The sequence below is a fragment of the Sulfurimonas sp. genome, assembly GCF_041563495.1.
Classification (GTDB): Bacteria; Campylobacterota; Campylobacteria; order Campylobacterales; family Sulfurimonadaceae; genus Sulfurimonas.
In genome coordinates this window covers 91,389-105,479 of record NZ_JBFFMZ010000002.1, presented here as the reverse complement: position 1 = coordinate 105,479, position 14,091 = coordinate 91,389, and the positions used below count along the sequence as shown (strand labels likewise).

The following is a 14,091-nucleotide window of genomic DNA, read 5'->3' as shown; positions in this document are numbered from 1 at the left end:
AAGCAGATGCAACTTCAGCAAAAAATCTCCCAAGCCAAGGCAAAACTCTTAGTCGAGTATCCGCTATTTGGGACGATCGCCTCAAAGCTTCAACTTATAGAAAATGACGATATCCAAGCTTTTAAAAGCAACGGCACGACGCTTGAGTATAACAGTGACTTTTTAAATGAAATAACTCTCGCTGAAATGGAGTTTGTCTTTGCAAACGGCGCTATGCATGCATCTTTGGCTCACGAGTCCCGTAAAAACGGCAGAAGCGGCTGGTTGTGGCAGCTTTCTACGGATTATGCGGTAAATGATATGCTGGTAGAAAACGGACTGGAGCGACCTTATCAGGCACACTACTCAAAAAGATTTTGCGGGCTTTATGCCGAAGAGATATATGCCCAGCTAAAAGAGGATATTTTACGCGATGAGTTGGAGTATGAAGCTGATGATATTGACGATGTGCAAAATAAAAATGCATCAGAGGAAGTTGTACAAAACCAAGAAGAGCAGCTTTTTGAAGAGTTTGCAAAAGCAGTTTTAGACCTGCAGAACAAAAGAGACGAACTTCCAAGCGGTATTAGCAGATTTTTTGAAATTGAGAAAGAGGGCAAGATTGATTGGAGAGATGAGTTACGAGCGGCTTTAGAGAGATTTCATAAAGATGATTTCACTCAGATGCCGCCAAACAAAAAGTTTTTGCATCTTGGGTTTTATCTTCCTTCAAGCATCTCTCAGAGATTTAAGTTAGTTGTCGCCGTTGACAGTTCAGGTTCTGTAGATGAAGAACTTCTTGGTGAGTTTTTGAGTGAGTTGAACTTTTTGATGAATACAATCCCATCGTATGAGATAAACCTGCTTGTATGTGATGATAAAATCCGCTCACATAAAATCTTTTACAGCGGAGATATTTTAGAAGCAGATATCAAAGGCGGCGGTGCCACTGACTTTAGACCTGTTTTTGAGTTTATAGAAAATGAACTCGAAGATGCAAAACTGCTTTTGTATTTTAGTGATTTAGACGGGAATTTTCCCCACGATGAGCCAAGATATGATGTAAAATGGATAGCTCCAAAAGAGTTTGATGTCCCCTTTGGAGAAGTTATAGTTTTACAGGGTTAGTTAAATAGGACCTGGTTTTTTCCATTTTGTTTAGCACTGTGGAGCTGCATATCTGCCTGATTGATTGTCTCATCAAGTGAGTCTTCATCTTCATGAATCGATACACCCATAGAGACAGTTAACCTTATCTCTGTATTTGCGTCAAGATTAAAGTTGAACCCTTCTACTTCTTGTCTTACTCTCTCAAGTATATCGGATGCACTGTATTTGTTTATATTTTTTAGCACCATACAGAATTCTTCACCTCCAAATCTGGCTACAATATCTCTATAACTTGTATTTGTTCTAAGTATCTCAGAGATACACACTATTACTTTATCACCGACATCATGGCCGTGCGTATCGTTAAGCTGTTTAAAATTGTCAATATCCACCATAGCAACGGCAAACTTTTCACCGCTTGTTTTTGTGTCTTCTATGTACTCATACATATTGTCAAAAAAGTAACGACGGTTGTAAAGACCTGTTAAAAAGTCCCTGCTGGCGTGGTTTGTGATATATTGGATATTTTCCAAGGCTTCAATGGAGTTGTTGATCCTACAGGAAAACTCCTCTTTTGAAAATGGTTTTTTTATGTAGTCATTTGCGCCCTGTTTTAAAAACAGAGCATTTACTTCTTCATCGTTGTTTGAAGATATGGCAATAATGCAAAGCTGAGTTTTTGTATACTCTTTTCGTATCTCTGCTGTAAGTTCCAGACCGTTCATAACAGGCATATTGTAGTCGGTTATGACTAGAGACAAATCGGGATGAGCTGTAATCATACCAAGAGCTTCTTCGCCGTGAGCAACTGTTATGACCTTATAAAGAAGATTCTCAAGCATGTTTTTCATTGTCTTTCTAAAAACCATGGAATCGTCTACAAGTAAGACTTTGTGCTTTTGATTTTTCTCTAACCTTTGCAGTGTCTGTATGATATAGTTTATATCATCGACTCCACCTTTGTTGACGTAATCAATGATGTTTTTAGCAAGCATCTGTTTTCTAAAATCTTTGTCAATATTTGCACTCAGTACGATAACACGATTGCCTTTGCTTAAAACATAATCAACAATCTCTCCGTTTGGAGCATCCGGCAGATTTATATCAAGAAGTGTCATAAAGTAGGTGTACTTTTTTAAAAAGAGTTTTGCTTCTGAGAGTTTGTAAGCTATATCAACTTCGTATTTTAGAGAGAGCTCTATTTTTTTAGCTAAAAGCTTTGCCAGTGTTTTATTGTCTTCAACGATTAAAATTCTTTTCATATCTGTATATGCCCTAAAAACTATTTGATGTATTATAGTATAATTTTTTCATGAATTATCTACAAGAAATCACCGAAAAACTACTCATGAAACAAAACATTTTTTTAACCGGCGGAGCAGGCGTAGGAAAAACGACAATTACAAGAGAAGTAATAGAGCATTTTGAATCTGAAGCTAAAAAGGTTGCTAAACTTGCATCTACGGGGATGGCAGCAACGCTTATAAATGGACAGACACTACATAGTTTTTTAGATCTTGGAATCGCATCTGATGTAAAAGAGTTAGAAACCAGCGGTAAATTAGAGATAAAAAAGAAGATAAAAAAAATGATATCTAGTATGCATCTGATTGTAATAGATGAGATATCAATGGTAAGCGACACGCTGCTTGAGATGATAAATCTGAGACTGACTCAGGCAGAGTTTAACGGGGTTGTTCTTGTAGTGGGAGATTTTTTACAGCTTCCTCCAGTCGTGCGTGGAAGTGCCGAGGTCAAATTTGCTTTTGAATCGGATGTCTGGGAAGAATTTGGATTTGAGAAGATAGAACTTACACATATTTACAGAACAGATGATAAAGAGTTCATAGAACTTTTGGGCAATGTTCGAGACGGCTTTGTAGATGAGAAGATTCATAACCATCTCAATGAATTTATAAAACCGCTGCCTGAGGACTTAAGTGACTTTACCTTTCTTTTTGGCAAAAACAATTCGGCATCTTGGCATAATAAAAATCAGTTATCATACATAGATAGTGAAGTTTTTGTAAAAGAGGCACAAATTATAAAACACTCCAAAAGCGTTCATGATGTGGAAATAGAGAGATTTATGAATGACTCCCGAATAGATAAAGAACTAGAGCTTAAAATCGGGGCACCGGTTCTCTTTACAAGAAACTCATGGAACTACTTCAATGGAGAGAGGGGAGTTGTTGTAAATGTAGATGCAAGCTTTGTATACGTCCAAAAAGCCGATGGCAAAGTCGTAAAACTTGAAGCGGTTGCACAAAGCAAAGCAAAGTGGAGTGAAAAAAGCGTAAACGGTAAAAAGGAGATGGTGGAAGAGGCGCAACTGAGTGTTTACCAGTTTCCCATAAAACTGGCTTTTGCCATTACCATTCACAAATCTCAAGGTATGTCTATAGAAGATTTGATTATCGAGACAAATGAGATATTTGCCCCTTCACAGTTTTATGTAGCACTCTCAAGAAGTTCAAACCCTAAACGACTAAACCTTATAGCACCCGCTTGCCAGTGGCACCAGATAGTCTTTGTAAATCATAAAGCTTTGGAGTTTGTAAAAAATATTTAAACTAAAGCTTGAATGTTCTGAAGTTACCTTCATGAGATAGAATGATTACCTTAGAAAACTTATGTTTTTTAAATGGTGTTTTTTTCACTTTTTCAAAAGATTGAGTATCCATACCGTTTGTAATATAATCAACTAATATTAGCCACCACTCACTATAAACAGGAAAGTTTTTATCAATCTTTTCGTTTTTTTCATCTATAAGAAGCTGAATGTTTTTATGTAGTTCATCTATGTTATCGGCTAACGGTGCATCTATTCTTACTAAGTTTCCATTACTTTTACTTTTATAGTTTCTGTTTAGTCTTCTTACTTCAACAGCAATTTTGCCGTCAATCACAAAGTCAGGAGTAACATTTCCGAGGGGCTCATACTCTAGTTTTGTATGATGAAGAGTTTGTAAATAGTGTTCTGCTCTAATCTCATCAGAGTTTTTCTTTCTTTTCATAGACTATATGTTAGCAAAAAGATAGTAAAAATTGTTTATAAAGAAGATTTTAAAAGTCAGATTTGTGTATTTGGGGTAAGAGATAAACTAACGACGCACTAAGTGCGCTATTAGTTAAGTTAGTAAAGACTATAGGTCGTTTTCGTGTTTAGCAAGATACTCAGCAACACCTTCAGTTGAAGCTTTCATACCTTCGTCACCTTTTTGCCAACCTGCAGCACATACTTCACCGTGCTCGTCAGTAAACTGCATTGCATCTACCATTCTGATCATCTCATCGATGTTACGACCAAGTGGTAAGTCATTGATTACTGCGTGGCGAACGATACCTTTACCGTCTATAAGGAAAGAACCGCGAAGTGCTACAGCTTCACCGAAAAGTACATCATAATCTTTAGAGATTTGTTTTGTAAGGTCAGCTACTAGAGGGTATTTGATACGTCCGATACCACCATTGTTTACTGGAGTCTCTCTCCATGCGAAGTGAGAAAATTGTGAATCAACCGATACACCGATTACGTTTACGCCACGGCTTTTAAATTCTTCGATTCTGTGAGAGAAAGCGATAATTTCTGATGGACATACAAAAGTAAAATCTAATGGATAAAAGAAAAGTACAGTACCTTTTTCACCTAAGTTTTCCGATAATTTAAAGTTTTCATCGATTGAGCCGTCTGCTAAAACTGTCGTTGCCGTAAAGTCTGGAGCTTGGTTTGTTACTAACATGTTATATGTCCTTGTGTTTATTTATTTGTGTTGAAATTTTAACAGAATAATATTAACAAATCTTAGTTGAATTCAAGTAGTAATATTGTTTAAGGATAATTTTTATCTTTTATGTTATTGATGTAAAACAGCAAAAAATTAATCTTACTTTGATATACTTCGCCCGATTTATAGAGCTGGACTCTATACTTCAATAAGGAAAAATCGATGACGAAAGAGTATATATTTACTTCAGAGTCTGTAACAGAAGGGCACCCTGATAAGATGGCAGATCAGATCAGTGATGCAATTCTGGATTATATTATTGAGCATGATTCTAATGCACGTGTTGCGTGCGAGACTTTAGTATCAAATGGTTTTTGTGTAATTGCAGGCGAATTGAAGACAACGGCTTATGCCCCGATGCAAGAGATTGCAAGAAAAGTTATTCAAGAGATAGGATACACAGACGCAACTTACGGTTTTGATTATCGTGCTGCTGCAGTTTTAAACGGAATAGGCGAACAGTCTGCAGATATCAACCAAGGTGTTGACCAAAAGGATGGAGAGATAGGTGCAGGTGATCAGGGACTGATGTTTGGCTACGCGTGTAGCGAGACAGATGTCCTTATGCCTCTTCCTATTCATTTGGCACATCGTCTGACTCAAAAACTGGCAGAAGTGAGAAAAGAGGGGATAGTCCCATATCTTCGCCCGGACGGTAAAGCACAGATAAGTGTCAAGTATGTAGGAGATAAACCTGTCTCTATTCATACTATTGTTATCTCTACTCAACATGCTCCTGATGTTTCTCAAGAACAGATTCATAAAGATATGATCAGTGAAGTCATTAATCAAGTGATTCCAAGCGAGATGATGGATGAGAATACAATCATACATATCAATCCGACGGGAAAATTTGTAATAGGTGGTCCTCAAGGCGATGCAGGACTAACAGGAAGAAAAATCATAGTAGATACTTATGGTGGGAGCTGTCCTCACGGGGGCGGTGCATTTTCAGGAAAAGACCCTACTAAAGTAGATAGAAGTGCAGCATACGCGGCTAGATGGGTTGCTAAAAATCTAGTTGCAGCCGGAGCATGTGAGAGAGCTACAATCCAAGTTGCATATGCGATAGGTGTAGTTCAGCCTGTTTCTATCTTGGTAGATACGCATGGAACAGGTAGAGTAGATGAAGAAAAAATAGAGCAGTGTATAAAAGATCTTTTTGATTTGTCTCCCAAAGGTATCATAAAAGCCTTGGATTTGCTTCGTCCGGTGTATAGAAAAACGGCAGCATATGGTCACTTCGGAAGAGAGGAAGAGGGCTTTACATGGGAGCGAACGGACAGAGTTGATGAGATTAAACACTATTTAGATATTTAACTAGTTATTTTAGCTATCTTTAAAAATCTTGTGATAAACTTATCTCGAAAATTAATTTTAGGAGAATTTTATGGCAGTATTAATTAATGATACATGTATCAATTGTGGTGCTTGTATAGATGAATGTCCAGTTGAAGCAATTGTAGACGAGGACGATAATCCGAATGATGAAGAAATTTATTATGTTTATGGTGACAAATGTGTAGAATGTGTTGGTCATCACGATGAGCCAGCGTGTGCTACTGCATGTCCTACAGAAGGCTGTATTACTTGGGATGCTATCGGTGAAAGCCCATCGCATCGTGAAGATGTTACAGAAGATCAACGTTCAAACCATGAGAGTGTAGTAGACTAGTTCTCAATAACTTTAATAATCACAGAGTGGTATTTTTTCACTTTGTGATTACCTCTTCATTTACAAATCTTTCAATTTAAACTTAATAACATTATTTTTTGGGTATAATTCCACTCTAATTTTATACTTATACAGGAGATTTGATGGAGCGTACACTATCAATAATAAAGCCAGATGCCGTAGCTAAGGGCGTAATCGGTAAAATTTTGGATCGTTTTGAGAGCAATGGACTTAAGATTGCAGCAACTAGAAAGATTCAACTTAGCCGCGCTGATGCAGAAGCATTTTACGCAATTCACTCTGAGAGACCATTTTTCAATGACTTAGTTGATTTTATGATTAGCGGACCAGTTGTTGTTTCTGTTTTAGAGGGTGAAGATGCAATGCAGAAAAACCGTGATTTAATGGGTGCTACTAACCCTAAAGAAGCAGAAGCTGGTACAATCCGTGCAGACTTCGCTGAAAACATAGATGCAAATGCAGTTCACGGAAGTGATTCAGTTGAAAATGCAGCTATCGAAATTGCATTCTTTTTCTCAGAAAGAGAAATTTCATAAATTAAAATATGAAAGTTGCTCTTAGAAAGGTAGGCAAAGCGCCTGTAGATTTTGAAGTTAAATCAGATGAAATAACTTTTAAAGGTTATTTACAGTATGATTCTGGCAAATTAATTTTGCTTAAAGCAAATCTAGACGGCTTTGCTCTTGCTGAGTGTAACAAATGTGGTGAAGAGTTTAAATTACCTGTAAACGAAGAGATAGAATTTTTTATCTCTGATGGTGTTTATGAAGGTTCAAACGACATTGAATTAGATGTTGTCGAGTCTTTTGATTCCATAGCCGATTTAGATGAGCTTTTAAACTCTGAAATTGAACTTATTAAAAGTGACTATCACAGTTGCGAAAATTGTAAAACAAAATAACGAAAGGATAAAGATTATGGCAGTACCTAAAAGAAGAGTGTCTCATTCACGTTCAGCGAAAAGAAGAACTCACTATAAAATCACTTTAGCTAAACCGGTTAAAGATAAAGACGGAACATATAAATTACCACACCATATCAACCCGACTACTGGTGAGTATAAGTAATTAATGGTAAAGATTGCAATTGATGCAATGGGAGGGGACTTTGGTCCCGAACCAATTGTTAAGGGGTGCATTCAAGCACTTAAGAAAAAACTTTTTGTTCCTATATTAGTGGGAAATAAAGATGAAATTTTAGCTCTGTTACCAAAGCGTTATAGAGCTAAAATTTCTATTGTTGAAGCGAATGATGTTATCTCAATGTCAGATGCAGCGACAGACGCTGTAAAAAGAAAAGAGAGTACAATCTTTAAAGCTATAGAGCTTGTGAAAAACGGTGAAGCCGATGGTGTAGTTTCTGCAGGACATAGCGGTGCGACCATGACACTTGCTACACTTAGACTTGGTCGTTTAAAAGGTGTTTCACGTCCGGCACTTGCCACTCTGATGCCGACAAAATCAGGTCGTCGTTCCATTTTACTTGATGCCGGTGCAAATGTTGATTCTAAAGCTCAGCATATTGCAGAATTTGCAATAATGGGTGGATGCTATGCAGAAGATTTACTTAAAATAAAAAATCCAAGCATAGGTATTCTTGCTAACGGGGAAGAAGCTTCAAAAGGCAATGAGATTACAAAAGAGGCTTTTAAAATCTTAGAAGGTTATAAAGGTTTTAAAGGAAACGTTGAAGGTAGTGATATCTTTAATGGCACTTGCGATGTAATTACATGTGATGGTTTTGTAGGAAACCTTGTACTCAAAGCAAGCGAAGGTGTTGCCTCTACAATCAGTATACTGATTAAAGATTATATTAGAAAGTCTCCGGTTGCAATTACCGGTGCACTTTTAATGAGAAAAGTTTTTAAACTTCTTAAAAAACAGATTGATTATGCTGAGATAGGCGGTGCTCCGCTTATAGGAATCAAGGGCTGCGCAATCGTAAGTCATGGAAAAAGTAATTCTAAAGCAATTGAAAATGCAATATATCAGGCAATTAATTATGTAGATACCGGAGTTAATGAACACATTATTTCAAGACTCGAAGAGTTGAAAAGTAAGGAAGTATAATGGCTTACGCTGCATTTCGTTCAATAGGAGCTTATGCTCCGTTAGATATCTTGACTAATGAAGATCTCTCTAAAATGGTTGATACCACAGATGAATGGATTACTAAAAGAACAGGTATCAAAGAACGTCATATAGCAGCAAAAGATGAAACTACCAGTGACATGGGTGTTAAGGCTGCGAAAAAAGCTATTGAGCGAAGCGGCATAGCTTTGGAAGATATTGATATGGTTGTCTGTGCTACGATATCTCCTGATTATTTTTGTATGCCTTCAACTGCTACAATCATCTCAAATAAACTTGGACTCAGAAATGTTACTGCCTTTGACATCTCTGCCGCATGTACAGGTTTTGTCTATGTGTTATCAATTGCAAAAGCATTTATAGAATCAGGAATGAAAAAAAACATCCTTATCATAGGTGCTGAAAAATTATCTGCGATAACTGACTACAGTGACAGAGGTACTTGTATCCTTTTTGGTGACGGTGCGGGTGCTGCCATTATCAGCGCAACAGACAATAAAGATGAAGCTATTATTGATGTTCATACGGGTGCAGACGGAGAATATGCCGACTTGTTAATGACTCCAAACGGTGGCAGCGGATCAGCTCATGATTCATTAGATCAAGAAGCTTCAAGCTGTTTTATGCAGATGAAGGGAAATGAGACTTTTAAAGTCGCTGTACGTACACTTACAAAAGATGTCGTTGAGATTTTAAAAGAAAATAACATAGAAAGTGAAGCAATTAAACACTTTGTACCGCACCAAGCCAATTACCGTATTATCAAAGCGGTTGGAGATGCGCTTAAACTAAAAGATGAGCAAGTTGTGCTTACTGTAGCAAAATATGGCAATACTTCGGGCGCATCTATTCCGATGGCAATCAATGATATTTATGAAGATGGTCTACTAAAAAGCGGTGAATTAATGCTCCTGGATGCTTTTGGCGGTGGACTTACTTGGGGTTCAGCCTTAGTTCCTTTTAGCCCATTAAAATAATAATTTTAATGCAGAGCGTTAAAAACTCTTCTGTAAAATTCTTTTTCAGGCGGAAGTTTTAAATCTGCATCTCTTAATTTTTCTCCCCACATAGGATTTGGAAAGTAAGAGTCTTCTTCAAATCTAGCCATTACATGTATATGAACTCTTGGTAGCATGTTGGCAAATGAAGCCATATTTATTTTCTTTGGGTTATAGTATTGCCTCATCTCATGCTCAACTACATCATATACTCTCCAAAGTCTGGCTCTTAACTCTTGTGGAATATCTCCTAACTCTTTATATGGCTCTTTTGTTAAGATTTTAAGCCATGGTATTTCACTCTCATGTTTTTCAATATATATTTCGTTGTCTTCATAGATAAGCATATGCACTACACGTCCTTTTTATATAAATATAACACACTATATTATCATAAGTAATCTAATTAAAATGTATGTGTATGATGAAAAAAAATGAGGATTTTTATTGAATAGTTTGTGCCTAAACAGAATTTCTGTTTAGGTTTTTTTGAAGATGTTTAGTCTCTGTGTCTGTTAGAACTTCCGCCTGAACGGCTCCTATCACGGTATCCACCGCCGGCACGGTTACGATCTCCACCGCCGCCTGAACGAGGTTTATTTCCACGGTAGCCACCGCCACTTCTTCCACGAGAACCGCCTCTGCCACGAGATTGACCACCTCTTTGAGCAGCACGAGCAAGAATTGCATCCATTTTATCAGCAGGAATACCTATCTGATTTGGACCTTTGATATCTTGTTGGTCTAGCAACATTGAGATAAGTTTGAAAGCCATTTGTTCTTCATCAATATCTTCACGCAGTCTATCTAAAACCTTGTGAGCTTCATCGTAGATTTTATGATCTTCTATTTTTTTAACCAGAGTCTCTATAGTAGAGCTTCTTAAGTCATTTTTACTTGGAACATAGGCATGACCCATTGAAGTTCCAACTTTTTGTTTGATGCGCTGAAGTTCTTTAAATTCTAATGGAGTTAAAAGCGTAATAGCTTTACCCTTTGTTCCTGCACGGCCGGTTCTTCCTATACGGTGAACGTAAGACTCAGGATCAAAAGGAATATGGTAATTGAAAACATGAGAGATATTGTTTACATGAATACCGCGAGCGGCAACGTCTGTTGCTACAAGAACTTTCACAGAGTTACTTTTGAAACCTTTAATAACTGTCTCACGTTGACGCTGTTCCATATCTCCATGAAGTCCGTTAGCTAAATATCCCGCATTTGATAAAACATTTGAGAGTCTGTCCACTTCACTTTTTGTTCTACAAAACACAACTGATTTTTGTGTTTCTTCTGAATCCATAAGACGAATAATTGCATCATCTCTTTCTGATTCTTCGATTACATAGTAAAGCTGCTCGATATCCGAGTTTGTAGTCTCACCTTGTGTAATGGAGATAAACTCAGGATTATCTAAAATACGTTCAGCTAAAAGCTTGATAGGTTTAGGCATAGTAGCCGAGAAAAGAAGTGTTTGACGATTTGTAGGAAGATATGAAAAGATTTCATTAATATCATCTAAAAATCCCATGTCCAGCATCTCATCTGCTTCATCAAGTACAACAATACTTGGTGTAAAGTCTTTAACCATATTCTTTTTAAGTATATCTAAAAGACGGCCTGGCGTTGCAACAACAATACTAGCTCCACGCTCAATAAGGTCTATTTGTCTTTTGTATGAACTACCGCCGTATACAGTTACAGTTCTAGCATTGATGTTTCTTCCGTATTTGAAAAGTTCGTCACTAACTTGAGTCGCTAGTTCGCGAGTCGGAGTAATAACTAAAATCTCAACACCGTTTCTTACATCAATGTTGTTAAGTGCAGGAAGACCAAATGCTGCTGTTTTTCCTGTTCCTGTGTGTGCCTGACCTACGATGTCACGACCTTGAAGAACAAGAGGAATAGCTGCTGCCTGAATTGGACTTGGTACTGTAAAACCAGCTTGCTGTACGCTTCTAAGTATGTCTTTATTTAAACCTAAGTCTGCAAATGTGATTAGGTTTTCTTCAATGGGTGTGTTTACTTGTGTTTGTGCATTTTCTTGCATCATTATCCTTTAAATGTAAGGAGATGATACAAGTTTGCCAAACGCAAAGCATCTTCCCCTTAAACAATTTCGCGAATTATACCCGATTTAAACCAAGTTAAGCTTGAAGTTGATAATATTTAAAATAATTTAAGTTTATATTGTGTAGAAAATATAGTTATGTAAAGATTACTGTAGTGTTTCTTCCAGATTCTTTTGCTTCATATAGAGCTTTATCAGCTCTTTGTATAATAGATTTTACATCTGTATCATTCGCATGGTCTAAAACTGAAATACCTATACTTACACTATATTTTATTTTAATATCTTCTATATTAACAACGGAATTGAAAATCTTTTCACGAAATCTCTCGGCAAACATATAAGCGCCGTCACTTGCAGTTTCTGGTAGCATTACTACGAATTCTTCACCACCGACTCTTGCTACTATGTCCAGACTTCTAGCCATATCCAAGCACATCGAAGAGAAATGTTTTAGAATCTCATCTCCTGCTGCATGACCATAAGTGTCGTTAATGGCTTTGAAATGATCTATATCGAGCATTAAAAAGCTTAAACTGCTTTTGTATCGAATAGAACGTTCCATTTCCTGCTCGGACAACTCCTCAAACTTACGACGATTTACAGTTCCGGTGAGAGGGTCAACAAATGCCATCTCTTCAAGTTTTAAATTTTCTCTTTCTTTATGTTTTAGTTGCATGTCATTCTTACTAAGATAGAGTTGTGTATATATATCACCTTTAAGAAGTTTTTGTCTAGTTGTCTCATAAGCATCATACATATATGCAATTTCATCTCTATTCATGTTTATAGGAGAGAGTCTGAAGCCTCTGCCTCCGGTAGCTAAGTCTTTCATTGCATTTGTAAGTTGGTCAATCTGCATAACAGTACTTTTTTTAAATGTATAAAGGATAAAAAGATTAATAGCTAATATAGAGGTGTTAAATAAAATCCATAAAAGAAAATTTCTTATGGTTGAAGCAATATTATTATCAATTGATGCATTAATCTCATGTAGAAGTTTATCTTCGAAAAGTTTTATTTTGTTTATGTATTGCGTTGTAGATTTGAACCAAACTTCAGAATCCAAGTTGTCAAAATATCTGTTTTTTATGTCATCTTCATAAAAGTGTATTTGTTTTGCAATATCAGAGTTTAATAATGAATCATTAATATTATTTTGTTCTTTGGAAGCTGTATGTTTAAAGATATTTAAAAAAGCGGCTTGAGTACCTAATAATTTTGAAAAAGATATATACTCTTCTATTGTGGCATCTTTTTTTTCTATTATTGCTGTTCCGTAAGCTCTTTCTTGTCCTACAGATTCTTTGAATTGTTGTATAGAAGAGAGAGTTGCAATGGATGAAGATAATTTTTTATCAAGATTTAAAGAAGCTATCTTTGGAGTAATATCAAGTACGTTTTTAATGATTTTTGAATAGAAGTTTATTTCTTGAGTTTGGGATATTGTTTTATTATCAACTTTGTTACGAATATTTTCAAGTGACGATATGTCTTTTTTCAGTGTTATTATATGTGGTTCGATGGCTCTTATTTTACTGATATGAACTGTTTTTATTTTATCCGTGAATTTTTTGGCAGCATCATTAACAATTTTTCTTTGTGTTTGCAAATCTTTTTTAAATTTGTTTTCCGAGGATGTAAGATAACCACTGTTTAAACCTCTCTCAATCTGAAGATTGTGTACCAATTCGTTTATATTTGATGTGATATGAGTTACCGTAGATGTTTTCTCCATATCTAGGTATTCATTGAAATTTGCAAAAATGATGATAGTTCCAAAAAGCAGCATCCCCGAGAGTGGAACAATAGCGGAGAGAAATATACGCTTTGTGAAACTAAATCTGTCAGTGGTTGCTTTGATTAGCCTGGCGAGTAAAGAGTCATCCTTATCTTCTTCCTGTGTAAGACCGCATTGTTTAAAAAGAGTAATTGCCGGAATATCCTCTTCTATAACATGGTTTAGCAGCCATTCAGTTAAGTATATAGTTATATCTTGAGAAGAAATATCGTCTGGCGAGGATAATGCTTTTGTCTTCAGCTTTGATAATTGATCACAAAATGTACGGTGTTTGGTAACATGATCGTCCAGTTTTGTGCAATTGCAATCTTGCAAATAAATTTCTTCACGATTGAAATGATTTTTTGTACACTCCTCTAACTCTTCAAAAACGTCCTCAAGTGTCTCTTTCTTTTCATTGTCGCTTATAGCTTTAGATAGCTTACCAATAATGTGCAAAAGCTCTTTATGGTCGTTATCTAAGACTTTTATACCAAGATTTAAACCTTCATTCCATTCTATCATAGTAAGAATTCTATCATAATATTTTAAAATTAGCTGTTAGATACTATGACTCAA

15 protein-coding genes are annotated in these 14,091 nt (G+C 36.3%); 9 read left to right on the top strand and 6 right to left on the bottom strand.

All coding sequences use genetic code 11. The features are described from left to right. Positions 1–6 precede the first annotated feature (6 nt). Entirely contained in the window at positions 7–1,107 is a 1,101-nt protein-coding gene (locus ABYK18_RS02495) for a VWA-like domain-containing protein (protein WP_373035027.1), read from the top strand. Here the strand turns inward: ABYK18_RS02495 and ABYK18_RS02490 are convergent. Then, positions 1,104–2,351: a diguanylate cyclase gene (locus tag ABYK18_RS02490; RefSeq protein ID WP_373035026.1), complete on the bottom strand. Its 1,248-nt coding sequence runs from the start codon at positions 2,349–2,351 to the stop codon at positions 1,104–1,106. The genes ABYK18_RS02495 and ABYK18_RS02490 overlap by 4 nt on opposite strands. Positions 2,352–2,401: 50 nt before the next feature. On the opposite strand from ABYK18_RS02490, the gene ABYK18_RS02485 reads away from it, so the two are divergent. Further along, complete coding sequence (locus tag ABYK18_RS02485; RefSeq protein WP_373035025.1) at positions 2,402–3,661, top strand: ATP-dependent RecD-like DNA helicase; 1,260 nt, start codon at positions 2,402–2,404, stop codon at positions 3,659–3,661. A gap of 1 nt (position 3,662) precedes the next feature. Here the strand turns inward: ABYK18_RS02485 and ABYK18_RS02480 are convergent, their stop codons facing one another. Together ABYK18_RS02480 and ABYK18_RS02475 are read right to left on the bottom strand one after the other, a co-directional pair. Continuing rightward, the gene (locus tag ABYK18_RS02480; RefSeq protein WP_373035023.1) at positions 3,663–4,106 is read right to left on the bottom strand and encodes a hypothetical protein; all 444 of its coding nucleotides are present in this window, start codon (positions 4,104–4,106) and stop codon (positions 3,663–3,665) included. Between the two features lie 129 nt (positions 4,107–4,235). Next, the gene (locus tag ABYK18_RS02475) at positions 4,236–4,832 is read right to left on the bottom strand and encodes a peroxiredoxin (protein WP_373035022.1); all 597 of its coding nucleotides are present in this window, start codon (positions 4,830–4,832) and stop codon (positions 4,236–4,238) included. Between the two features lie 207 nt (positions 4,833–5,039). On the opposite strand from ABYK18_RS02475, the gene metK reads away from it, so the two are divergent. From metK to ABYK18_RS02440, 7 genes are all read left to right on the top strand, one after another. Then, the gene (gene metK, locus ABYK18_RS02470; protein ID WP_373035021.1) at positions 5,040–6,197 is read left to right on the top strand and encodes a methionine adenosyltransferase; all 1,158 of its coding nucleotides are present in this window, start codon (positions 5,040–5,042) and stop codon (positions 6,195–6,197) included. Positions 6,198–6,267: 70 nt separating this feature from the next. Beyond that, on the top strand, positions 6,268–6,552 hold the full coding sequence (locus ABYK18_RS02465) for a 4Fe-4S dicluster domain-containing protein (protein WP_373035020.1): 285 nt from the start codon (positions 6,268–6,270) through the stop codon (positions 6,550–6,552). A 143-nt stretch (positions 6,553–6,695) separates the two neighbouring features. Then, the gene (ndk, locus tag ABYK18_RS02460) at positions 6,696–7,109 is read left to right on the top strand and encodes a nucleoside-diphosphate kinase (RefSeq protein WP_373035019.1); all 414 of its coding nucleotides are present in this window, start codon (positions 6,696–6,698) and stop codon (positions 7,107–7,109) included. Between the two features lie 8 nt (positions 7,110–7,117). Next, positions 7,118–7,474, top strand: coding sequence for a hypothetical protein (locus ABYK18_RS02455; protein WP_373035018.1), 357 nt, complete (start codon positions 7,118–7,120; stop codon positions 7,472–7,474). Between the two features lie 16 nt (positions 7,475–7,490). Then, complete coding sequence (rpmF, locus tag ABYK18_RS02450) at positions 7,491–7,640, top strand: 50S ribosomal protein L32 (protein WP_008335740.1); 150 nt, start codon at positions 7,491–7,493, stop codon at positions 7,638–7,640. Between the two features lie 3 nt (positions 7,641–7,643). Next, positions 7,644–8,642 carry a phosphate acyltransferase PlsX gene (gene plsX / locus ABYK18_RS02445; RefSeq protein ID WP_373035017.1) on the top strand — a complete coding sequence of 333 codons (999 nt, stop codon included), beginning with the start codon at positions 7,644–7,646 and terminating at the stop codon, positions 8,640–8,642. Further along, positions 8,642–9,640: a beta-ketoacyl-ACP synthase III gene (locus tag ABYK18_RS02440; RefSeq protein WP_373035016.1), complete on the top strand. Its 999-nt coding sequence runs from the start codon at positions 8,642–8,644 to the stop codon at positions 9,638–9,640. Before plsX ends, ABYK18_RS02440 begins: the two co-directional genes overlap by 1 nt. Before the next feature lie 5 nt (positions 9,641–9,645). On the opposite strand, the gene ABYK18_RS02435 is transcribed toward ABYK18_RS02440, so the two are convergent. The 3 genes from ABYK18_RS02435 to ABYK18_RS02425 all read right to left on the bottom strand — a co-directional run bounded on the left by ABYK18_RS02435 (position 9,646) and on the right by ABYK18_RS02425 (position 14,037). Then, on the bottom strand, positions 9,646–10,008 hold the full coding sequence (locus ABYK18_RS02435) for an HIT family protein (protein ID WP_373035251.1): 363 nt from the start codon (positions 10,006–10,008) through the stop codon (positions 9,646–9,648). 152 nt (positions 10,009–10,160) lie between these two features. Further along, positions 10,161–11,711, bottom strand: coding sequence for a DEAD/DEAH box helicase (locus ABYK18_RS02430; protein WP_373035015.1), 1,551 nt, complete (start codon positions 11,709–11,711; stop codon positions 10,161–10,163). A 157-nt stretch (positions 11,712–11,868) separates the two neighbouring features. Next, positions 11,869–14,037 carry a bacteriohemerythrin gene (locus ABYK18_RS02425; RefSeq protein WP_373035014.1) on the bottom strand — a complete coding sequence of 723 codons (2,169 nt, stop codon included), beginning with the start codon at positions 14,035–14,037 and terminating at the stop codon, positions 11,869–11,871. Between the last annotated feature and the right edge of the window lie 54 nt (positions 14,038–14,091).